This is a genomic window from Chromatiales bacterium (genome assembly GCA_024234935.1).
In the GTDB taxonomy this organism is placed as follows: Bacteria; Pseudomonadota; Gammaproteobacteria; order Steroidobacterales.
The window spans coordinates 33,406-56,087 of the sequence record JACKNI010000002.1; the positions used below are offsets into that span (position 1 = coordinate 33,406).

At 64.2% G+C, this 22,682-nt stretch carries 21 protein-coding genes; 13 read left to right on the forward strand and 8 right to left on the reverse strand.

The window, feature by feature from the left end; translation table 11 throughout:
- Positions 1-23 precede the first annotated feature (23 nt).
- Entirely contained in the window at positions 24-905 is an 882-nt protein-coding gene (gene prmC, locus H6979_05510) for a peptide chain release factor N(5)-glutamine methyltransferase (protein MCP5139291.1), read from the forward strand.
- A complete protein-coding gene (locus H6979_05515) occupies positions 902-1,639 on the forward strand; it encodes a HesA/MoeB/ThiF family protein (protein MCP5139292.1) in 738 nt (245 codons plus the stop codon). Before prmC ends, H6979_05515 begins: the two co-directional genes overlap by 4 nt.
- A 9-nt stretch (positions 1,640-1,648) precedes the next feature.
- On the opposite strand, the gene metH is transcribed toward H6979_05515, so the two are convergent.
- The 7 genes from metH to gatC all read right to left on the reverse strand — a co-directional run bounded on the left by metH (position 1,649) and on the right by gatC (position 11,641).
- Positions 1,649-5,353 (reverse strand): methionine synthase, encoded by a 3,705-nt coding sequence (gene metH, locus H6979_05520; protein ID MCP5139293.1) that lies wholly within the window; start codon positions 5,351-5,353, stop codon positions 1,649-1,651.
- Positions 5,350-6,249: a methylenetetrahydrofolate reductase gene (gene metF, locus H6979_05525; protein MCP5139294.1), complete on the reverse strand. Its 900-nt coding sequence runs from the start codon at positions 6,247-6,249 to the stop codon at positions 5,350-5,352. Before metF ends, metH begins: the two co-directional genes overlap by 4 nt.
- Positions 6,242-7,183: a metalloregulator ArsR/SmtB family transcription factor gene (locus H6979_05530; protein ID MCP5139295.1), complete on the reverse strand. Its 942-nt coding sequence runs from the start codon at positions 7,181-7,183 to the stop codon at positions 6,242-6,244. Before H6979_05530 ends, metF begins: the two co-directional genes overlap by 8 nt.
- Before the next feature lie 74 nt (positions 7,184-7,257).
- A complete protein-coding gene (locus H6979_05535; GenBank protein MCP5139296.1) occupies positions 7,258-8,352 on the reverse strand; it encodes an AI-2E family transporter in 1,095 nt (364 codons plus the stop codon).
- Positions 8,353-8,369: 17 nt separating this feature from the next.
- A complete protein-coding gene (gatB, locus tag H6979_05540) occupies positions 8,370-9,806 on the reverse strand; it encodes an Asp-tRNA(Asn)/Glu-tRNA(Gln) amidotransferase subunit GatB (protein ID MCP5139297.1) in 1,437 nt (478 codons plus the stop codon).
- Positions 9,803-11,332 (reverse strand): Asp-tRNA(Asn)/Glu-tRNA(Gln) amidotransferase subunit GatA, encoded by a 1,530-nt coding sequence (gatA, locus tag H6979_05545; GenBank protein MCP5139298.1) that lies wholly within the window; start codon positions 11,330-11,332, stop codon positions 9,803-9,805. The genes gatB and gatA overlap by 4 nt, the downstream gene beginning before the upstream one ends.
- A 21-nt stretch (positions 11,333-11,353) precedes the next feature.
- Positions 11,354-11,641: an Asp-tRNA(Asn)/Glu-tRNA(Gln) amidotransferase subunit GatC gene (gatC, locus tag H6979_05550; protein MCP5139299.1), complete on the reverse strand. Its 288-nt coding sequence runs from the start codon at positions 11,639-11,641 to the stop codon at positions 11,354-11,356.
- Between the two features lie 137 nt (positions 11,642-11,778).
- On the opposite strand from gatC, the gene H6979_05555 reads away from it, so the two are divergent.
- The 11 genes from H6979_05555 to lipB all read left to right on the forward strand — a co-directional run bounded on the left by H6979_05555 (position 11,779) and on the right by lipB (position 22,201).
- Positions 11,779-12,822 (forward strand): rod shape-determining protein, encoded by a 1,044-nt coding sequence (locus H6979_05555; protein ID MCP5139300.1) that lies wholly within the window; start codon positions 11,779-11,781, stop codon positions 12,820-12,822.
- Positions 12,823-12,910: 88 nt separating this feature from the next.
- Positions 12,911-13,810 (forward strand): rod shape-determining protein MreC, encoded by a 900-nt coding sequence (mreC, locus tag H6979_05560; protein ID MCP5139301.1) that lies wholly within the window; start codon positions 12,911-12,913, stop codon positions 13,808-13,810.
- A complete protein-coding gene (gene mreD, locus H6979_05565) occupies positions 13,807-14,298 on the forward strand; it encodes a rod shape-determining protein MreD (protein ID MCP5139302.1) in 492 nt (163 codons plus the stop codon). Before mreC ends, mreD begins: the two co-directional genes overlap by 4 nt.
- A 15-nt stretch (positions 14,299-14,313) precedes the next feature.
- Complete coding sequence (mrdA, locus tag H6979_05570) at positions 14,314-16,179, forward strand: penicillin-binding protein 2 (GenBank protein MCP5139303.1); 1,866 nt, start codon at positions 14,314-14,316, stop codon at positions 16,177-16,179.
- Complete coding sequence (rodA, locus tag H6979_05575) at positions 16,176-17,318, forward strand: rod shape-determining protein RodA (protein ID MCP5139304.1); 1,143 nt, start codon at positions 16,176-16,178, stop codon at positions 17,316-17,318. The genes mrdA and rodA overlap by 4 nt, the downstream gene beginning before the upstream one ends.
- Entirely contained in the window at positions 17,315-18,349 is a 1,035-nt protein-coding gene (gene mltB, locus H6979_05580) for a lytic murein transglycosylase B (protein MCP5139305.1), read from the forward strand. The genes rodA and mltB overlap by 4 nt, the downstream gene beginning before the upstream one ends.
- Positions 18,336-19,217, forward strand: coding sequence for a septal ring lytic transglycosylase RlpA family protein (locus H6979_05585; protein MCP5139306.1), 882 nt, complete (start codon positions 18,336-18,338; stop codon positions 19,215-19,217). The genes mltB and H6979_05585 overlap by 14 nt, the downstream gene beginning before the upstream one ends.
- Before the next feature lie 42 nt (positions 19,218-19,259).
- On the forward strand, positions 19,260-20,414 hold the full coding sequence (locus H6979_05590) for a D-alanyl-D-alanine carboxypeptidase (GenBank protein MCP5139307.1): 1,155 nt from the start codon (positions 19,260-19,262) through the stop codon (positions 20,412-20,414).
- 25 nt (positions 20,415-20,439) lie between these two features.
- Entirely contained in the window at positions 20,440-21,291 is an 852-nt protein-coding gene (locus tag H6979_05595; GenBank protein MCP5139308.1) for an aminotransferase class IV, read from the forward strand.
- Complete coding sequence (locus tag H6979_05600; GenBank protein MCP5139309.1) at positions 21,288-21,551, forward strand: DUF493 domain-containing protein; 264 nt, start codon at positions 21,288-21,290, stop codon at positions 21,549-21,551. The genes H6979_05595 and H6979_05600 overlap by 4 nt, the downstream gene beginning before the upstream one ends.
- Positions 21,552-21,595: 44 nt before the next feature.
- Positions 21,596-22,201 (forward strand): lipoyl(octanoyl) transferase LipB, encoded by a 606-nt coding sequence (gene lipB / locus H6979_05605; protein MCP5139310.1) that lies wholly within the window; start codon positions 21,596-21,598, stop codon positions 22,199-22,201.
- A gap of 23 nt (positions 22,202-22,224) precedes the next feature.
- On the opposite strand, the gene H6979_05610 is transcribed toward lipB, so the two are convergent.
- Positions 22,225-22,653, reverse strand: a complete 429-nt coding sequence (locus H6979_05610) for a hypothetical protein (protein MCP5139311.1) — start codon at positions 22,651-22,653, stop codon at positions 22,225-22,227.
- Positions 22,654-22,682: the final 29 nt, after the last annotated feature.

The window sequence follows — 22,682 nt, forward strand, 5'->3', positions numbered from 1 at the left end:
AAGGGCAGGCTAACATAGGCGGCATGTCCGCAGAACGCAGTCCCGAGCCCGGCCCGGCGACCGGTACGAGCACCGACCAGTTGCTCCGCGAAGGCACCCGCATGCTGGGCACGGTCAGCGACTCGCCCCGCCTTGATGCCGAACTGCTGCTGGCCCACGCGCTCGATGAGCGGCGCGAATACCTTTACCGGACGCTGTCAGCAGCCGTGCCCGCCGAAGCCGCAGCCCGCTACGCCGTCCTGCTTGGCGAGCGCACACGGCATCGCCCGCTGGCACAGATCCTCGGCCAGCGCGAGTTCTGGTCCTTCAGGCTGAGCGTCACGGCAGACACCCTGGTACCGCGACCCGAAACCGAGCTGCTGGTGGAACAGGCCCTCAACCGCATTCCGCCCCGGACACCGCAGGCAATCGCCGATCTGGGTACCGGAACCGGCGCGATCGCCATAGCGATCGCCCTGGAACGGCCGGAGTGTCGCGTCGTCGCGACGGACCTCAGCCACGAGGCCCTCGCTGTCGCCAGACACAATGCCACCGTGCTGGAAACGGGCAACCTCAGCTTCCATTTTGGCGACTGGTTTGCAGCGCTGAACGGTGAGAGGTTTGCCGTCATCATCTCGAACCCGCCCTATATCGCCGACGATGAATGGCGCGAGACCGATCCCGGGCTCGGCTTTGAACCACGACTCGCACTGAGCGGCGGACGCGATGGTCTCGCGGATATCCGGCGTATCATTTCAGCCGCCCCGGCACACCTGGACAGCGGCGGATGGCTGCTGCTCGAGCACGGTTTCCGGCAGGCAACTGCCGTGCAGAGCCTGCTGAAGCAGGCGGGATTCGAATCCATCACGACACTGACGGATATGGCCGGACAGCCCAGAGTCACCGAGGGGCGGCTGGCCGCATGAACGATTCACTGCGCTTCGCCCGGCATATCGCCCTGCCACAGTTCGGCGCACAGGGTCAGGAACGGCTGGCGCAGTCCAGTGCGCTGATCGTCGGGCTCGGCGGACTCGGTTCGGTCGCCAGCCTGTATCTGGCCAACGCCGGCATCGGTCAGCTGCTGATCAACGATTTCGATCGCGTCGATGCCAGCAACCTGCCCCGCCAGCTGCTGTTCCGCGCTGGCGATGTGGGTGCCTTCAAGACCGAAACCACAGCAGTGCGCCTGCGCGAGGCCAACCCGTCGGTACGGGTGGACACGCTCAACCGGCAACTCGATGTGGACGCACTGAAGGCCGCAGCACAGGGCTGCGATGTGGTACTCGACTGCACGGACAACTTCCACACGCGCCTGCTCATCAATGAGGCCTGTGTGGCGACCCGCAAGCCGCTGGTCAGCGGTGCGGCGATCCGCTTCGAAGGCCAGCTCGCGGTCTTCCCCAACCGCGGCACAGGACCCTGCTACCGGTGCCTGTACTCCGACGAAGACGAGAACTTCGAAAGCTGCGCGGGACAGGGAATACTCGCGCCGGTCGCAGGCACTGTCGGCGCGATGCAGGCCACCGAAGCACTGAAGCTGCTGCTCGGGCTCGACTCCGGCCTCGGCAACCGACTCTGGGCATACGACGGCCTCAGCGGCGCAACGCGCAGCGTGGCCATCCAGCGCAAGCCGGACTGCCCGGTCTGCAGCGTTGCCTGAGCCTTTAGGTTACTGCGGGTCGTAACCGAGATTGGCCGACAGCCAGCGTTCAACCGTGGCCACCGCCATCCCCTTGCGCCGTGCGTAGTCCTCGACCTGGTCCCGGTCGATGCGACCGACCGCGAAATAGCGCGACTCGGGATGAGCGAAATAGAAACCACTGACCGAAGCCGCCGGCAACATCACAAAAGACTCGGTGAGCTGCACGCCGATGTTTTTCTCCACGTCGAGCAACCGCCAGAGCGTTTCCTTCTCGGTGTGATCCGGGCAGGCCGGATAGCCGGGTGCAGGCCGGATACCGACATACTTCTCCGCAATCAGCGCATCGTTGTCCAGCGCTTCATCCGCAGCATAGCCCCAGTGCACCCGGCGTACCTGTGCATGCAGGTACTCGGCACAGGCCTCGGCAAGCCGGTCGGCCAGGGCCTTGAGCAGGATCGCGGAGTAGTCGTCGTTGTCGCGCTCGAAGGCCGCCACATGCGGCCCGATACCGATTCCGGCCGTCACCGCAAAGGCGCCGATGTAGTCGCGGATTCCTGAATCGTGCGCAGCCACGAAGTCGGCCAGACAGGCATTCGGCTGATCTTCGCCATGCGGCTTCTGCTGGCGAAGATGGTGCAGGGTCGCCAGGGGCGCCGAACGCTGCTCGTCCGCGTAAACCGCAATATCATCGTCACCGATCCGATTGGCGGGAAACAGGCCAAGTACGGCCCGCGCCGTCACCCACTTGCCGGCAACCATCTGCTCCAGCATCTTGCGCGCATCCTTGTGGAAATCGCGCGCCGCCTCACCGAACACTTCGTCATCGAGAATCGCCGGGAAGGTGCCGCGAAACTCATAGGCGTTGAAGAGCGGCATCCAGTCGATGTACGGGAGGAGTTCCGTGAGTGGAATGTCGTCGAAGACGCGCACGCCACTGAATTTCGGCGTGACCGGTGCGTGATCCCAATTCACGGCCACGCGGTTGCGGCGCGCCTCGACGATCGGCCGGTGCGCCACGGTTTCGGATCGCCGGCCATGCCGCTCACGGCGTACCCGCGCATCCTCCTTCAACTGTGCGACCCAGGCCGGCCGGTCGGCGGCACTGGCGAGCTTTTGCGCGACGCCTACCGCGCGCGACGCATCCTTCACATAGACAACGGGACCGTCATACTCGGGATCGATGCGCACCGACGTGTGGGCCGGTGACGTCGTGGCGCCACCGATAAGCAAGGGCAGGCTGAATTTCTGCCGGCGCATCTCGCGGGCGACATTGACCATCTCTTCCAGCGAGGGCGTGATCAACCCCGACAGCCCGATCATGTCCGCGTTCTCGCGCCGTGCAGTGTCGAGTATGCGTTCGCAGGGCACCATCACGCCGAGGTCGATCACCTCGAAGTTGTTGCACTGGAGGACGACGCCGACGATGTTCTTGCCGATGTCGTGCACATCGCCCTTGACGGTCGCGAGCACGATCCGGCCTGCCCGTTTGATCTCGCCTGTCTGCGCAGCCTCGATGAAGGGCACCAGATGCGCCACCGCCTTCTTCATCACCCGCGCGGACTTCACCACCTGGGGCAGAAACATCTTGCCGGAGCCAAACAGGTCGCCGACCACGTTCATGCCGTCCATCAGCGGACCTTCGATGACGTCGAGCGGCCGTGCGGCCAGCAACCGGGCCGCTTCGGTGTCTTCCAGAATGAACTCGTCGATACCCTTTACCAGCGCATGCGAGAGCCGTTTGTTCGGCGGCCACTGCCGCCATTCCACCTGCGCGACCTGCCGGGCTGCACCGGGTCCTGCGTCCCGGTAACGGCTGGCCAGTTCCAGCAGCCGCTCGGTCGCATCCGGCCGACGATTCAGCAGCACGTCCTCGGCCGCATCGCGCAATTCGGGCTCGATCTCCGCGTAGATACCCAGCTGGCCGGCATTGACGATGCCCATGTCCATGCCTGCCTGGATGGCGTGGTACAGGAACACCGTGTGCATGGCTTCGCGCACCGGCTCATTGCCCCGGAACGAGAAGGACACATTGCTGACGCCACCGCTGATCAGGGCATGCGGCAGCCTTGCACGAATCTGCCGGCAGGCATCGAAAAAGGCCACGCCGTAGTCATTGTGCTCCTCGATACCGGTCGCGACCGCAAAGATGTTCGGATCGAAGATGATGTCTTCAGGCGGGAAGCCCGCCTGCTCCGTGAGCAGACGATAGCTCCGCTCGCAGATCGAAAACTTGCGCTCCGCCGTTTCGGCCTGCCCCTGTTCGTCGAAGGCCATGACGACCACGGCTGCGCCGTAACGCCGGACCTCGCGTGCCTGCTGCAGGAAAGCCGCCTCGCCTTCCTTGAGGCTGATCGAGTTGACGACCGGCTTCCCCTGCACGCACTTGAGCCCCGTCTCGATCACGCTCCAGCGCGAGGAGTCGATCATCACCGGCACGCGCGCGATGTCCGGTTCGGTCGCAACAATCTTCAGGAAACGGTCCATGGCCGCAACCGAATCCAGCATGCCCTCGTCCATGTTGACGTCGATGAGCTGCGCGCCGTTTTCGACCTGCTGCCGGGCCACCACCAGCGCCGTGTTGTAGTCACCGGCGATGATGAGCTTGCGGAACTGCGCAGAGCCCGCGACGTTGGTGCGCTCGCCGATATTCACGAACAGCGAGTCGTCACCGATGTTCAGCGGCTCAAGCCCGGAGAGCCTGAGTTTCACCGGCAGCGAGGGTTTCGCCCGCGGCGGATGCTGGAGGACCGCGGCCCGGATCGCCGCAATATGCGCCGGCGTGGTGCCGCAGCAGCCGCCGACCATATTGATCAGGCCGGACGCGGCGAACTCGCCGAGGATGTCGGCCATGGCCTGCGGCGTATCGTCATAGCCACCGAAGGCGTTCGGCAGGCCGGCGTTCGGATGCACACTCACGCGCGTATCGGCCAGGCGCGAAAGCTCGCTGACATGCGGGCGCAGATCACTGGCACCGAGTGCGCAGTTGAAGCCGATCATGAAGGGATCGATATGCCGCACCGAATTCCAGAACGCCTCGGGCGTCTGCCCCGAGAGCGTCCGTCCCGAGGCATCGGTGATCGTGCCGGAAATCATCACCGGCAGCCGGCGGCCAAGCGATTCGCCAACCACCGCGATCGCATAGAGCGCGGCCTTGGCGTTCAGGGTATCGAAAATTGTCTCGACCAGAATGAAGTCTGCACCACCCTCAAGCAGCGCATGCGTTGCCTCGGTGTAGGTCGCCACCAGTTCATCGAAGCTGATATTGCGCAGGCCCGGATCGTTTACATCCGGGGAAATCGATGCGGTACGGCTGGTCGGTCCCAGCACGCCGGCGACAAAACGCGGCTGACCGGTCTCGCGGGCAACCTCATCGGCTGCATTGCGCGCCAGTTGTGCCCCGGCACGGTTGAGTTCGCTCACGAAGGCCTGCAGGCCATAGTCGGCCAGCGAGGGCGCGCTGGAATTGAAGGTATTGGTCTCGATGACATCAGCGCCGGCTTCGAGGAACTCGCGGTGAATGCTGCTGATGACGTCCGGGCGCGTGAGATTCAGCAGGTCGTGGTTGCCCTTGAGGTCGCTCGGCCAGTCGGCAAAGCGCGTGCCGCGGTAGTCCGCTTCATCGAGCCGGCGGTTCTGCACCATCGTGCCCATCGCACCGTCGAGGATGACGATACGCTGCCCGAGCAGGACTTCGAGTTCGGCAAAGTGCGGCAGGGTCCCCGGCGCATTCATGACGGTACCGCCGCCGAGGCCTGGCCGGCGGCCGGGCGCAGCCCCAGCGCTGAGCAGATCGCATAACTCAGCTCCGCCCGGTTGAGCGTGTAGAAATGGAACTCGTCGATGCCTTCCCGGCGCAGCGTCTCCACCTGCTCGATGGCCACGTTGGCGCCCAGCAGGCGCTGGGTATCGGCATCGTCATCGTCAAGTCCGGCAAAACGCTCATGCAGCCAGGCAGGCACTTTCGCCCCGGCCCGGTTGGCAAAATTGAGCATCTGCCTGAACTTCGCGATCGGCAGGATGCCCGGCACGATCGGACCGTCGATACCGTGTGCAACACAACGGTCACGAAAACGCAGGAAGTTTTCCGTATCGTAGAAGAACTGCGTAATCGCGCGGCTGGCGCCTGCTTCAAACTTGCGCTTGAGGTTGTCGAGGTCAAAACCGGCATCCGGCGCTTCGGGATGCACCTCCGGATAGGCGGCCACCGAGATGTCGAAATCGGCGACTTCACGCAATCCGCGCACCAGATCCACCGCCCATGCGTAACCGCCCGGATGCGGGACGTAGCGCGTGGCGCCCTGCGGCGGATCACCGCGCAGCGCAACGATGTGGTGGATCCCCTCATCGCGGTAAGTTCGCGCAATCCTCAGGATGTCGTCCCGCGTTGCGCCGACACAGGTCAGGTGTGGTGCGCTGACCAGGCCGGTCTCCGCCACGATCCGCGACACGATGCGGTGGGTGCGATCGCGGGTCGAACCATCAGCGCCATAGGTCACGGAGACGAAACGCGGCCGCAGCGGTGCGAGTTTCTGGATCGCCTGCCAGAGTCTTGTTTCCATCTCGGGCGTCTTCGGCGGAAAGAATTCAAAAGAGACCTGCACCGGCGGTCTGCTCGCTTTTTCAGTCATGGGTTCCCGTCCTCGCTCCGTCCGGTGCGTCGGCCATATCAGTCAATTCCGCCAGAAACAGCGCCCGGTCGGGCGCACGACCCGGCAGCCACTGGCGACTGCGCAGGCTGAAACCCGCATCACGCAGCAGGGCTGCCAGCTGGCGTTCCGAGAGCTCACCGCGCACCGGTGCCGCCGGCAAGCCGCGTACCACCGGCAAGATGCGGTCAAAGATCAGCAGGCGGCCATGCGTGGCGAGTACGCGCTGCGCCTCGCCGAGGATCAGTTCCGGCTGTGTATCGGTGCCCAGTACCTCATCGAGAATCACCAGATGGAACTCGCCCGCCTCGAATGGCAGGGCCCTGGCGTCGGCATCACGAATCGTCCAGCGCGCCCGGCCGGCACCATAAAGCCGCGAGCGGGCCAACTGGCGCATATGGCCCGATGAATCCACGCCGACCACACGTCGGGCACGCGGCGCGAGCAGATGCAGGAGATTGCCGGCACCGGCACCCACGTCCAGGACATCGCCGAGCGGCGCCGTGCCGAGCACCGCCTCCAGCACCTCTGCGAGCGGCTGCCCGGCCGGCACGGCAGCAGACGCCCGGATCGAGCGCGCACCCCGGCGCAGCGCATCTCGCTCGCGCTGCCGGCGCGATCGCGCCATGCGCTCACGGTCCTCGTTCACCACGGGATCCGGACCGCGCATCAGCGCGGCCAGATAGTCGCCTATGCCGTCATCGAGTACGGCATCGGCGAGGCGGTAGTAAATCGAACGACCCTCGCGGAAGGATTCCACCAGGCCGGCCTCGGACAGGAGGCGCAGATGACGGGAAACGCGCGGCTGGCTCTGGCCGAGTACCTCAACCAGATCACCGACCGTCGCCTCGCCCGGCAACAGCAACGCGAGCAGACGCAGGCGGCTGGGCTCAGCCGCCGCCTCCAGTTGCTTCAATGCCCGGTCCAGCTCCATGGCTGAAATATAAAGATATCTTTATATTTCAGCAATACCCAATGAATATGCGGTACTCAGGGCTCTTTGGCTTGCGGGGGTGCCGGCGTTGCTGCAACGGCTTCCTGAGCGACACCGATCCAGGTCCGGACCAGGGAGTAGGCGACGGCCAGCAGCGTCGGCCCGATGAACAACCCGACCATTCCCCATGCCAGCAGGCCACCCAGCACGCCCATCAGGATCAGCGCGAAAGGCAACTTGGCGCCGCGACTGATCAGGTAGGGGCGCAGGAAATTGTCGACCGAGTTGACGAGCAGCAGACCCCAGACAGCGAGAAAAATCGCGTGGCCTGTTTCGCCGGTGTGATACAGCCAGAACGCCGCTGGCGCCCACACGAGCAAGGTCGGCAACTGGATCAGGGCAAGCAGGAAAGTGGCAAAGCCGAGCAAGGCGATGCCAGGTACACCGGCCAGACCAAAGCCCAGTGCCGCTACCAGCGCCTGGATGGACGCCGTACCGACCAGTCCGATGGACACACTGCGCACGGTGCTGACCACGATACCGATCAGCGGACCACCCTGATCCATTTGCAGTCGGGAGACCAGGCGCTGCGCAAGCTCTGCGAAGCGGTCTGCGGTAACCAGCATCACGCCGGCGATCAGTATGGCGAAGATGAACTGCAGCAGCACCAGGGCCAGGTTCGCGCCCTGCGCCAGCGCCCATACACCGGCCTCCTCGGCCGCCGGCAAGGTCCGGCGAATGAGCCCGCTGGCGTCAGCAACACCCGCAACCCATGCGTCACGGATCAGCTCACCGACGAAAGGCAGGCCGCTCAGCCACGCCGGCGGTTCCGGACCGATGGACAGCGTCAGTTCCTTGAGCAGGTTCCCGACCTGCGGGACGGCCTGGCCGAGCGTGGCGGTGAGCACGGCAAAAGGCAGCACGAGCAGCACGAACAACACGAAAGTGCAGATGCTTGCCGCCAGCACGGGTCGGGCACCCAGCTTCGCTGCGAGCCAGACGAATGCCGGCCAGACCGTGATCGCGATGATGGCCGCCCAGGCCAGGGCACCGAGAAAGGGCAGGATGATCTGCAGGCAGGCCAGTGCCAGCAGCACCAGCGCGACCAGCCGCACGATCCGCTCCGTCGTCCAGGTCTGCAGTTCTGGCATGCTGATTCCCACCGATGTCAGCCCTGTAACTTGCGCTTCAGCAGCTCGTTCACCTGGGCGGGGTTCGCCTTGCCCGCGCTGGCTTTCATGATCTGGCCCACCAGAAAACCAATCACCTTGGTCTTGCCGGCCCGGAATTCCGCCACCTGTTCCGGGTTCGCTGCCAGCACCTGATCGATCACCGCCTCGATGGCGCCGCTGTCAGTAATCTGGCGCAACCCCTGCCTGTCGATGATCGTATCTGCATCGCCGCCCTCAGACCACAGCAGTTCGAAAACCTGCTTGGCCAGTTTGCCGGAAATCGTGTCATCCATGATCCTGCGCAACAGACCGGCGAGCTGCTCCGGGCTGACGCGGCTCGTCTCGATTGTCAGCCCGTCGCGGTTCAGCGCCGCCATCAGCTCTCCATTGATCCAGTTGGCGGCGAGCTTCGCACTGCCCGGCGCGGCCATGACCACCGCTTCATACCAGGCAGCCAGCTCGATACTCGCGGCCAGCAGTGCGGCGTCCGCGGTGCCGAGGCCATGTTCGGCCACAAACCGCGCCCGCTTGGCATCCGGCAGTTCCGGCATTTCCGCCTGCACCTGCGCGATGAAGTCGGCGCCGATCAGGACCGGCAGCAGGTCCGGATCCGGGAAGTAGCGGTAGTCATTGGCCTCTTCCTTGCTGCGCATCGAACGGGTTTCGTCGCGGTCGGGATCATAGAGCCGTGTTTCCTGGATCACCTTGCCACCGCTTTCCAGCACCTCGATCTGCCGCTCGACCTCGTAAAGGATCGCGCGCTCCAGAAAGCGGAAGGAATTGAGGTTCTTGGTCTCCGTACGCGTGCCGAGCTGATCGGTTCCACTGCGGCGCACGGAGACATTGGCATCACAGCGGAAGGAACCTTCCTGCATGTTGCCGTCGCAGATACCGAGATAACGGACCAGCTGGTGGATCTTCTTCATGTACGCCACCGCTTCCTTCGCCGAGCGCATGTCAGGCGCCGAGACGATCTCGATCAGCGGCGTACCGGCGCGATTAAGGTCGATGGCGGTAAGGCCGGCGAAGTTTTCATGCAGTGACTTGCCGGCATCCTCCTCGAGATGGGCGCGGATGATGTGTACCGATGTCGAACTGCCATCTTCCAGCTCGATCGCGAGCCGGCCGTCGTGCACGATCGGCAGTTCGTACTGGCTGATCTGGTAGCCCTTGGGCAGATCGGGATAGAAGTAGTTCTTGCGCGCAAACACCGAGCGCGGCGCGATGCTGGCGCCAATCGCCAGGCCAAACTTCAGCGCCATGCGCACGACTTCGGCATTGAGTACGGGCAGCACGCCGGGATAGCCCAGATCGACGAGGCAGGCCTGCGTATTCGGCTCCGCGCCGTATGCGGTGGCCGCACCGGAAAAGATCTTGCTGCGCGTGGCGAGCTGCGCGTGAATCTCGAGGCCGATGACGGTTTCCCAGCTCATCGCAGCTTGCCTGTGGGACCAGCTGTGGGAGCGGCTTCAGCCGTGATTGACGGGGGAATCGCGGCTGAAGCCGCTCCCACGTTGGGGGGGGTGCGGGTATGCCAGTCGGATTCACGCTGATAGAGGTGGGCAAAATTGAGCAGCGGCCCCTCGCCGAAGTGCGGACCGATCAACTGCAGGCCGACCGGCAGGCCGGCCGAGAAGCCGCAGGGGATCGAAAGGCCCGGCAATCCCGCGAGGTTGACTGCGATCGTATAGATGTCGTTCAGGTACATCTGCACCGGATCATCGACTTTCTCGCCCAGCCGGAAGGCCGGCGTCGGTGCCGTCGGTCCGGCAATGATGTCCACTTCGGCGAAACAGCGCCGGAAATCATCAGCGATCAGCTGCCGCGCCTTCTGCGCCTTGAGGTAGTAGGCATCGTAGTAGCCTGCCGAGAGCACATAGGTACCGGTCAGGATCCGGCGTTTGACCTCGGCGCCAAAACCGTGACCGCGGGATTTCTTGTAGAGCTCCTCAAGCGTCTGCGCACCTTCATGGCGGTAACCGAAGCGCACCCCGTCGAAACGCGACAGGTTCGACGAACACTCGGCGGGTGCGACGATGTAATAGGTGGGCACCGACAATGCCAGGCTCGGCAGCGAGATTTCCACCAGCTTCGCGCCCAGCCGCTCGTAAATGCGCAGCGCTTCGCGCACCGCGGTGGCAGAAGCCGGCTCGAGGCCGGCATCGAAGAATTCCTTCGGCAGGCCGATGCGCTTGCCGGCGACCGCACTGCCGAGCTGTGCCGCATAGTCCGGCACCGGCAGGTCGGCGGAGGTCGAGTCGCGCGGATCGAAACCCGCCATCGCGCCCAGCAGCAGCGCCGCGTCTTCGGCGCTCAGCGTCAGCACGCCGGCCTGATCGAGGCTCGAGGCAAAGGCCACCATGCCGTAACGGGATACCCGGCCGTAGGTCGGCTTCAGGCCGGTGATCCCGGTGAGCGCCGCCGGCTGGCGGATCGAACCGCCGGTATCGGTACCCGTTGCGGCCGGGACCAGTCCCGCCGCGACCGCAGCCGCGGAGCCGCCTGAAGAACCGCCCGGCGAGCGGTGGAGATCCCAGGGATTGCGTACCGGACCAAAGAAGCTCGTTTCGTTGGACGAGCCCATCGCAAACTCGTCCATGTTGGTCTTGCCGAGCATGATGATGCCGGCTTCGGCCAGCCGGCTGACCACGGTCGCATCGTAGGGCGGGATGAAGTCCGCCAGCATCTTCGAAGCGCAGGTGGTCTTCACGCCGGCCGTGCAGAAGATGTCCTTGTGGGCAAAGGGGATGCCGGTCAGCGGACCGCCCTCGCCCCGGGCCAGCTGCTGGTCGGCCCGGTCGGCGGCGGCCAGCGCCATCGCCGGCTCGACGCTGATGAAGCTGTTCAGGTCACCGTCTGCCGCCTCGATGCGTGCCAGCGCGGCCGCAGCAAGCTCGCGGCTGCTGACTTCACGGGCGCGCAGTGCGCGGCCAAGCTCGGTAATGGTTCTGCGTGACATGGAAACCGGCAGCCGGACCTCTTACTCGATGACGCGTGGGACGGTATAGAAGCCATCCGCCACACCGGCCGCATTGCGCTGGTAGTCATCACGCCGGTTCTGTTCGGTCACCGCATCGGGGCGCAGGCGCTGCGCCATATCCAGCGGATGGGCCATGGGCGCCACACTGCCGGTATCGGCAGCCTGCAGCTGATCGACGAAGCTCACGATACGGTCGAGCTTCCCGACCACGCCGTCGATCTCCTCGGCGCCGATCTCCAGGCGGGCGAGATGGGCGATGTGTTCCACGTCCTGACGGGTCAGTTTCACGGCAGCCAGACCATTGATAACGCCAGGCGGGAGGCCACAGGCGCGAACGCAGATAATACACCGCAGTTGCTGAATCCGACCCTCGTTGCTAGATTAGCCAGCTTCTGCTTCTCACCACTCGCCGATCGCGGGGCATCATGCTGAAACGGCTTCGGGGATATTTCTCCCACGATCTCTCGATAGATCTGGGCACTGCGAATACGCTGATCTACCTCGCGGGTCAGGGAATCGTGCTCGACGAACCCTCGGTGGTCGCGATCCGGGAGGAACCCGGCCGCGGCGGCAAGACCGTGGAAGCGGTCGGGCTGCAGGCCAAGAACATGCTTGGCCGGACACCCGGCAACATCACCGCGATCCGGCCGCTGAAGGATGGCGTCATCGCCGACTTCACGGTGACGGAGAAGATGCTCCAGCACTTCATCCGCAAGGCCACGCCAGGCCGCTACTTCCGGCCCAGCCCGCGCGTGGTTGTCTGCGTGCCCTATGGTTCCACCCAGGTGGAGCGCCGCGCAATCCGCGAATCAGCCGAAGGTGCCGGCGCGCGCAAGGTCTGGCTGGTCGAAGAGCCGATGGCGGCCGCTGTCGGCGCCGGCATGCCGGTACACGAGGCGCGCGGTTCGATGGTGCTCGACATCGGTGGCGGCACCTCGGAAGTCGCGGTGATCTCGCTTAACGGCATCGTCTATGCGGCCTCGGTACGCATCGGCGGCGACAAGTTCGACGAAGCAATCATCAATTATGTGCGCCGCAACTACGGCATCCTGATCGGCGAAGCCACTGCCGAGCGCATCAAGAAGGAAATCGGCTCGGCATTCCCGGGTGACGAGGTCAAGGAGATCTCGGTCAAGGGTCGCAACCTTTCCGAAGGCGTACCGCGCAGTTTCAGCCTGAACAGCAATGAAATTCTCGAAGCCCTGCAGGAACCGCTGCAAGGCATCGTGCAGGCGGTCAAACAGGCTCTGGAGCAAACACCGCCTGAACTCGGCGCCGATGTCGCCGAACGCGGCATCGTGCTCACAGGCGGTGGCGCGCTGCTGCGACTCATCGACAAGCTGATCATGGAAGAGACCGGCCTGCCGGTCGTGATCGCCGATGAACCGCTCACCTGTGTTGCGCGCGGCGGCGGCCGCATCCTCGAACAGGTGGACAAAATTCCGCCTTCCACGCTCGGGCTGGAGTAACCTCAGCCGATGACGCCGGCTGGAGCACCAATAACCGGGCGCTTCCAGACGCGCTCCCTGCAATCGTCGCCGAAAACGCGGACCCGGCATGGTGTCTTCTTCAGCTGACAGCGAAGCGCGAAGCTACCGTAATGCCAGCCCGGGGCTGGCCTTCTTTCTCACCGCGACGCTGTCCCTCGTCCTGATGTTCGTCGATCATCGCGGCGATTACCTGGGCCAGATCCGCACCTGGCTCAGCGCCGCAATCTATCCGCTGCAGGTGGCCATCAACTTGCCGGCAGCCGGTCTGCACTGGATGCAGGACAACCTGGCCTTGCGCAGCACACTGATTGCCGACAACGCAGCCCTGCGCGAGCAGTCGCTCGTCCAGGCCGCACAACTGCAGCGCATGGCTGCACTGCAGGCGGAGAACGAGCGCTTCCGTGCCCTGCTGGACACGCGCTCGCGCGTAGCGGATCGCATGACGGTGGCCGAGGTCCTCGCCGTGGACATGGATCCGCTGCGCCACCGGATCGTGCTGAACAAGGGCAGCCCCCAGGGCGTATACACCGGCCAGGTGCTGCTGGACGCCAACGGTGTCGTTGGCCAGATCATCCGCGACCAGATCTACACTTCGGAAGCCATCCTGATCACCGATCCGGATCATGCAGTGCCAGTCGAAGTCGTACGCAACGGCATGCGTACCATCGCTGTCGGTACGGGCGATCTGGACCAGTTGTCGCTGCCATTCCTGACTCGCAACGCCGACGTGAAGGCCGGCGACCTGCTGGTGACCTCGGGGCTGGGGGGCCGGTTTCCGGCCGGCTATCCGGTAGGCACGATCACCGCCGTCGATGGCTCGGAAGGCGATGCCTTTCTGGAGGTCACGGCCAGGCCCGCGGCGAATCTCGACCGCCTGCATGAAGTGCTGCTCGTGTTCAGCCCCGAGCCCGAAGCCGGGACCGCAACTGAAACGGAATCAACGCCCGCAGCGGAAGCGGCCAAATGAGAAATGCACGCTGGCCGGTCTGGTGCCTCATGCTGCTGGCTCTGGCTGCCGAACTGCTGCCGCTGCCGGCCATTGCGCAGCCTTTGCGGCCGGCATTCACGACCATGACGCTGATCTACTGGACGCTGATGTGGCCGGGCCGCTTTGGCGTATTCACCGCCTTTGTATTCGGACTGCTCATCGATATCGCCCATGGCAGCCTGCTCGGCCAGCATGCGCTGACCCTGAGCGTGGTCAGCTATGTGGTATTGCGTCTGCACCTGCAACTCCGCGTTTTCCCGGTATGGCAGCTGACACTGGCGGTTTTCGCCCTGGTCTTCATCGAAGCCTTCCTGCTGCTGTGGATCGATGGCGCAACCGGGCGCGCCACTCTGGGCCCGCAGCGCTGGGGACCAATCCTTGCTGCGGCAGTGTTCTGGCCGGTGTTGATGGCCGTGATGGACCGCGTCCGCGAACGCCTGGAACGGCGCAAATCGAGCTTCAGCTGAGGCCGCACTGAAAAAATGGCACCTGCATCGCGCATCAAGGAGCACTGGCGGGAACAGCAGTTGTTCAACAGCCGCATTCTCCTCACCGTGTTCATGCTGTTGACGCTCATCGCGCTGGTGGTCATCCGGCTGGTCCAGCTGCAGGTCCTCAAGTACGACTACTATTCCGCGCAGTCCAGCGGCAACCAGATCCGCGCCGAACCCATCCCGCCGATCCGCGGCCTGATCCTTGACCGTAACGGCAAGGTACTCGCGGACAACAAGCCAAGCTATCAGCTGGAGATCACGCCCGAGCGGGTTCCTGACATGCAGGACACGCTGAACCGGCTGGTCGCTGCCCGCATTCTTGCCGCCGGGGATCTGGCCGAACTCCGCGAACTGCTGGCCAGCCGCCGCTCCTTCGAAACGCTGATCATCGCCGAGCACCTCGGCGACGAAGAGCTGGCGGCCTTCGCCGTACGTCGGCCGCAGTTCCCCGGCCTCGAGATGCGCGCCCGACTGGGGCGCAGCTATCCATACGGTGCGGCGGCAGCGCACGTGCTCGGCTACGTCGGCAGCATGAGTGTTGCCGACAAGCGCGAACTCGACCCGACTGAATACGCCGGCACCACGCATGTGGGCAAGAGTGCGGCGGAACGCAGCTTCGAACACGATCTGCACGGCGCCGCAGGGCATGAAGACGTGGTCGTCAATGCGCATGGACGCAAGATGCGGGTGCTCAACCGCGTACGGCCGCTGCCGGGCCGGGACATCATCCTGACCATCGACCTTGATGCGCAGCTGGCTGCCAGCACTGCGCTCGCCGGCCGGCGTGGTGCGGTCGTGGCCATCGATCCGGACAACGGCGAAGTGCTGGCCTTCACCAGTACACCGGGCTACGACCCGAATGCGATCAGTGCGGGACTGAGCCGCCGCGCCTATCTGGCTTTGCAGGAGGACATCGACCGGCCGCTGTTCGATCGCGCACTGCGCGGCCAGTACCCGCCGGGTTCGACGATCAAGCCGATCGTGGCACTTGCGGGGCTGCATTTCGGCATCACCTCCGCGGAGAAGCGCGTGTACTGCGGCGGGTATTTCTCGCTGCCGGGCAGCAGCCACCGCTACCGCGACTGGAAGCCCGGGGGTCATGGCAACGTCAGCCTGTACGAGGCCATAGAACAGTCCTGTGACGTGTATTTCTACGGCGTCGCCCGCGATCTCGGCATCGAGCGCATGGGCGGATTCATGCGCGAATTCGGGCTGGGCACCAGTACCGGTATCGATCTCCAGGGTGAGCAGACCGGCGTTGTGCCCTCGCCTGCATGGAAGAAAAAGGTGTTCAAGAACCCGGCCGCACAAGTCTGGTTCCCGGGCGAAACCGTCATCGCCGGCATCGGCCAGGGCTACATGCTGGTGACACCGCTGCAACTCGCGCATGCGGCAGCGACGATTGCGGCGCGCGGCAAGCGCTTTCAGCCGACGCTGTTCAAGGGTGCGCGCGATCCTCATACCGGCGCCATTGAGTACCAGGCACCCACACCGCTGCCGCCCGTCGAGGAACAGGAAGCGCTGCACTGGGATGCGATCATCGAAGGCATGCACGGCGTCATGCAGGGTCCGCGTGGCACCGCGCGCGCCGTCGGCATGCGTGCTGCCTTTCCGATGGCGGGCAAGAGCGGTACCGCACAGGTTTTTTCAGTCGGACAAGGCCAGAAATACAAGGCCAGTGAAGTCGATGAACGGCGGCGCGACCATGCACTGTTCATCGCCTTTGCACCACTTGATGCACCGCGCATCGCCGTCGCTGTAGTCATCGAGAACGGCGAGAGTGGCAGCAAGGCAGCGGCACCCATCGCGCTGGATGTGATCAATGCCTACCTGAAGCCGGCACCCGCAACATGAGCAACCCGCTGCTCAACATCAGCACCGAGAGCCGGAGCCGCGTCGAGCAGGGTCTGCTGTCGCGCGTGCTGCGGGCCCTGCATCTCGATGGCCCGCTGCTGGTCGGTATTCTCGGTGTGTTGCTGTTCAGCCTGCTGGCGCTGTACAGCGCGGAGGGACAGCAGATTCGCGAACTGATGGACCAGGCAGCACGCATGCTGCTCGCATTTGGCGTCCTGCTGTTCATGGCGCAGATCAACCCTGGCTGGCTGCGGCGCGGCGCACCGTTCATCTATGCGCTCGGCCTCGTGCTGCTGATACTGGTGCTCGCCACTGGCGACATCGGCAAGGGCGCGCAGCGCTGGCTCGACGTGGGTATTCGTTTCCAGCCTTCCGAGGTCATGAAGCTCGGCGTACCGCTGCTGCTCTGCTGGCTTTTGCACGAGCGCGCCCTGCCACCATCACCCGGCGTGGTGGCCATGGTCATCACCCTGACCTTCCTGCCGGCGGGCATGATCGCCGTACAGCCGGACCTGGGCACCTCGATCCTGATCGTGCTGTCCGGCGCGGTGGTGATCTTTCTCGCCGGCCTCGGCTGGCGTTACATCGTCGCGGCGACAACGCTCGCCGCCGCGGCCATGCCGGCACTGTGGATGGTCATGCACGACTACCAGCGCAAGCGCGTACTGACCCTGCTGGACCCGGAAAGCGACCCGCTCGGCGCCGGTTATCACATCATCCAGTCGAAGATCGCCATCGGTTCGGGCGGCGTATTCGGCAAGGGCTGGCTCAATGGCACGCAGGGACAACTCGAGTTCCTGCCCGAACGGCATACCGACTTCATCTTTGCCGTGATCGGCGAGGAGTTCGGCCTGTTCGGCGCACTGGCGCTGCTCACGCTTTACATGTTCATCGTCGGCCGCGGCCTGTTTATCGCCGCCAATGCACCCGATACCTTTACACGCCTGCTGGCCGGAACACTCAGCATCACTTTTTTCTTTTATGTCTTCGTGAACACGGCCATGGTGATGGGGCTGATCCCCGTGGTCGGCGTACCACTGCCGCTGGTCAGCGCCGGCGGCACCTCCATGGTGACCCTGATGGCATGTTTCGGTATTCTGATGTCCATTCACACCCACCGGAAACTGGTAGCTCGATGATCCCGACCCCTCACGGCCGGCAACGGGCCACGGCAGCTTTTGCCGCGTCGATCGCTGCTGCGGGCACTCTGATGCTCGGCGCCACACCTGCCTGGAGCCTCGATCTCGCGCGCCCTGAAGTGCGTGAATTCCTTGCCGATCTGGTCACGAACGACGGCTTCGATCCACAGTACCTGTCCAACGTATTTGCGGGAATCGAGTCGAAGCAGGGCATCATCGATGCCATGAGCCGGCCGGCGGAGAAGGTCAAACCCTGGTCCGAATACCGGGCAATTTTCCTGACCCCGAGGCGCATCAGCAGCGGCGTCGACTTTTTCCACACACACGAGACCGAGCTGCGGCAGATCGCCCGGAAAACCGGGGTACCACCGGAAATCATCGCGGCAATCGTCGGCGTCGAGACCTTCTACGGCACCCGGACCGGCAGTTACCGCGCCGTCGATGCGCTCGCCACCCTGGCCTTCGACTATCCGCCGCGCAGCAAGTTTTTTCGTGGCGAGTTGCGCCAGCTGTTCCTGCTGGCCCGCGACGAGCAACTCGACGTCACTCAGCTGACCGGTTCCTATGCCGGCGCGCTCGGTCCGCCGCAGTTCATCCCGAGCAGCTATCGCAACTTCTCGGTGGACGGCGACAATGATGGCCGGCGCAATCTCCTGTCAGACTGGAACGACATCTTCGCCAGCGTTGCCAATTACTTCGTCGTGCATAACTGGCAACGCGCCCAGCCGGTGGCCGTGCCGGCGCGACTGAAGCCGGACAACACCCGCGGCAACACCGAAAACGAGCTCGTGTTGCGCGATACGGTCGAGTCACTCAGCCGTCAGGGCGTGGACTTCAGCACCGATCTGCCGGCCAAAGCGCCGGCAATGCTGATCTCCCTTGCCGGCGAGGAGGGCACCGAGTACTGGGTCGGTTTCCAGAATTTTTACGCGATCACCCGCTACAACCGCAGTCCGATGTATGCGCTCGCCGTGTTCCAGCTCAGCGAAGCCATCGCGGCAGGGGTCAGGAAAAGCGATGCTGCGCCCTGAGCGCTGCCTGGCCGTCGGCCTCTGCGCCTGCCTGTTCCTTGCCGGCTGCTCCGCCGTGGGTCCTGCAAGACCCGTCAAACCGTCCGTCCCGGTCGCCCGCACACCGGCGAAGAAGCCGCCCTCGGCCCAGCCTCCGGCAACGGCACCGGGGATACCTGCAACCGGCGCCGGCAACCCGCCCTTCTATGAAGTCTACGGGGAACGCTACTTCGTCATGCCCAGCAGCGAAGGCTACCGGCAGACCGGTGTGGCTTCATGGTACGGCGAAGCTTTTCACGGCAAGCGCACCTCGAGCGGCACGATCTACAACATGTATGAGTTCACTGCCGCGCACAAAACCTTGCCGCTGCCCTCACTGGTACGCGTCACGAATCTCGGCAACGGCAAGAGCGTGGTGGTGACGGTCGACGACCGCGGACCCTTCGTAAAAGGCCGGCTCATAGACCTTTCCTTTGCCGCGGCCAGGGAACTCGACATCGTGCGAACCGGTACGGCTGAAGTCGAGGTCGAGGCACTGGGCGGAGTCTCCGGTGCCGGACCAGTGATCGTGTACAGCCCCGGCAACAGCCCTTCGGCGCCGTCGCCAGCAGGCGAAAGCATTGCACCGACACTGGTGCCTGCGCAGCATCTCTACATGCAGGTCGGTGCCTTCGGCAATCTTGCCAACGCGGAACGGCTCAAGAGCCGCCTGGAAAGCAATGGTGTCAACAACGTCGTCATCCGCTACGATGCATCTGCCAGCAAGATCCTCTACCGTGTGCGCATCGGCCCGCTGTCGGGATCAGACGAATACGATGCGCTGGCAACCCGCATCGCGCCATTGCATTCCGGCAGTCCGAGCCTGGTCACTGAATCGCCCGGCAGCTGACTGCCCAGTTTCTACAGTATTTTCAGGAGCCCACCAGGAATGATGCAACGTACGCTGACCCGCGTATTGGCCAGCCTCCTCTGGCTGACCGGACTGACCGCCGCTGTGGCGCAAGGCGCCGAAGGCCCGCAGATACCCGCCCCGCCGGCCATCAGCGCCAGGGCCTACATGCTGGTGGACCACACCAGCGGGCAGACGCTGGCCAGCCTCAACGAGAATCAGCGCCTTGACCCGGCCAGCATCACCAAGCTGATGACCGCGTATGCAGTGTTCCGCAGCATCAGGAGCAAACGCATCGGACTCGAGGATCCGGTCACGATAAGCGAAACGGCATGGCGTACCGGCGGCTCGCGCAGCTTCATCGACCTTGGCAGCCAGGTACCGGTGTCCGTACTGCTGCAGGGCATGATCATCCAGTCCGGCAACGATGCGAGTGTCGCGCTGGCCGAACACGTGGCCGGCAGCGAGTCGGCGTTTGCCGATCTGATGAACCAGTACGCCAAAGAACTGGGCATGACAAATACCAGCTACCGCAATGCGACGGGGCTGCCCGACCCGGAGCATTACACGACTGCAGCCGACATCATCAAGGTTGCCAACGCCATCATCCGCGAGTTCCCCGAATACTATCGCTGGTATTCGCAGAAGGACTTCACCTGGAACGGCATCACGCAGAGCAACCGCAATGGCCTGCTCTGGCGGGACAGCACCGTAGACGGCATGAAGACCGGCCATACCGACACCGCCGGTTACTGCCTCGTCTCCTCGGCCCTGCGCGATGGCATGCGGCTGGTTGCGGTGGTGCTCGGCACCGACAGCCCGGCAGCCCGCGAACGCGACTCGCAAACCCTGCTGAACTACGGCTATCGCTTCTGGGAAACGAAACGGATCCTGGTGGCGGGGCAATCGCTCAACGAATCACGCGTCTGGAAAGGCGAATCCGAGCTGGTGAATATCGGTGTCAATCAGGATGTCTGGGCAACCTTGCCGCGCGGGAGTGCGGAACAGGTCAGCTCGAAACTCTCGTTGCCGGCGCAGCTGATCGCACCACTCGATACGAAAACAGCCCTCGGCACGGTACGCCTGAACCTCGGCGACAAACTGATCGCCGAAGCCAGCCTTTACCCACTCAAACCGGTACCGACCGGATCGCTCTGGCAACAGGGGCGTGACACGGTACTGCTCTGGCTGGAGTAGGAACCACCGCTATATGGCCGCACCATTGCGCACCGCCTGGTTCAACGACAGCTTCATGCCACTGGCGGAAGTCCGCATCTCGCCACTCGACCGCGCCTTCCTGTTTGGCGACGCGGTCTATGAGGTCATTCCGGTCTATGCCGGACAGGCTTTTCTGCTCGACCCCCATCTGGATCGTCTCGAACGCAGTCTGCGCGAACTCCGCATTCGCAATCCGTACCGCCGCGGCGAGTGGCTCGAGATCATCGCCGGACTGATCGAGCAGAACGGCGGCGGGAACCTGTCGGTCTATCTGCAGGTCAGCCGCGGCGCCGACACCGGGCGCGATCATGCCTTTCCGCCCGACAGCGTGCGTCCGACCGTATTCGGCATGGTATCGACACTGACCGAGCCGCACCCCGACCAGCTCGGAATGCGCGCCATTACCCTCCCCGACCAGCGCTGGTCGCGTTGCGATATCAAGTCCACGGCGCTGCTCGCCAACCTGCTCGCCCGCCAGGCCTCACGCGATGCCGGTGCCGGTGAAGCGATCCTGTTGCGCGACGGTTACCTGACTGAAGGTTCGGCAAGCTCGGTGATCATCGTCGAGCGTGGCGTGTTGATCCGGCGGCCAGATGGCCCCGAAGTGTTGCCGGGCACCACGACAGCTGCCGTATTTGCGGCCGCAGCCAAAGTCGGCGTCGCCTGCCGCGACGAGATGATCAGCGAACAGCGCCTGCGCGAGGCCGACGAGATCTGGATCGCGGCCGCGACGCGCGGCGTCACACCAGTGCTGGAACTCGATGGCAGGAAGGTCGGCGACGGTCGCCCTGGTCCGGTATGGCGACAGGTTGCCGCCGCCTTCGAGGCCATGAAGCCGCACGGAACGACACATTGAGCGAGGAAACGCTGCTCGAGTTTCCCTGCGCCTTCCCGCTGAAGGTCATGGGCCTCAACCAGCCGGCCTTTGAACAGTACGTGGTCGAGATCGTCCGCATCCATGCCGGTTCTGCGGCGCTCAGCAAGGTTGATACGCGGCCCAGCCGCAACGGGCGCTATATCGCAGTGACGATCAACTTCACCGCAGCGAGCAAGGCGCAGCTCGACGACATCTACCGCGCCCTCAGCTCCAGCGAGCAGGTATTGTTCCTGCTCTGAACAGGGATCTGCGCGTGTCCATCCTGCCACCACCGCCCGTCGTCATCCGCCGGCTGCCCGGTCTCACCGACTACGCTGCCGCGGTGGCGGCCATGCAGCGCTTCACCAATGAACGCCAGCCCGACACCCCCGACGAGATCTGGCTGCTCGAACATCCGCCTGTCTACACGCTCGGCCTGAATACCGATCCGGCACATCTGCTCGGCACGGGGGCGGTACCCGTGGTACAGACCGACCGCGGTGGCCAGGTGACCTACCATGGCCCCGGCCAGCTGATCGTCTATGTGCTGGTCGATCTGGCAAGGGCGAAGCTCGGCATCCGCTCCGTCGTCACGGCGCTGGAGGCGGCGGTGGTCGAACTTGCGGCGAGCCATGGCATCACCGCCGTACCGCGCAGCGATGCGCCGGGTGTTTATGTGAACGGCGCCAAGCTCGCCAGCGTCGGCCTGCGTATCCGGCGTGGTGCGACCTATCACGGCCTGGCACTCAATGTCGCGATGGACCTCACGCCCTTTCGCGGCATCAACCCCTGCGGTCATGCCGGCCTTGCAGTGACCTCGCTCGAGGAGTTGGGTGGCCCGACAGACCTGCGGGCTGTCGCTGAAGAGCTGCTGACCTGCCTTAAAGGGGCGCTACCCGTGCTGGCATGAGGCCGCAGAAAAGGTAGCGCCTTTCAGTCCCAGAAACGCAGACGCTTGTAGACATACGCTGCGATGATCAGGTCATAGGCCAGACAGAACGCGGCGTAGCCCACCGGCACCTGCGTCCACGGAATGGCGCCGCCAATCGCGCCGACAAAAATCTCATGCAGCAGGTCCCACAAGGCGTGGGCGACATAGGCGGAAACCAGGATCCAGCTGGCCAGGAACTGCGACAAGAGTGCCAGCACGGTGAAGATGATCAGGCCGACGATCTCGGCATGCAGCGCGGTGAGGTCACCGTAGTAATAAGAGAAGCCGATGTAGATCAACGCAATGGGAATCAGCGTCAGTGAAAAGAAGGTCTTTTCCCCGCGCACACCCAGAAACTTCCGTACCGGCATGATGGTGCCCGGGATCGCGATGATCATGCCGACAAACAGGCCGATGATATTTGCAATCATGTTGACTGGCTCTCAGGGTAATGTCTCCT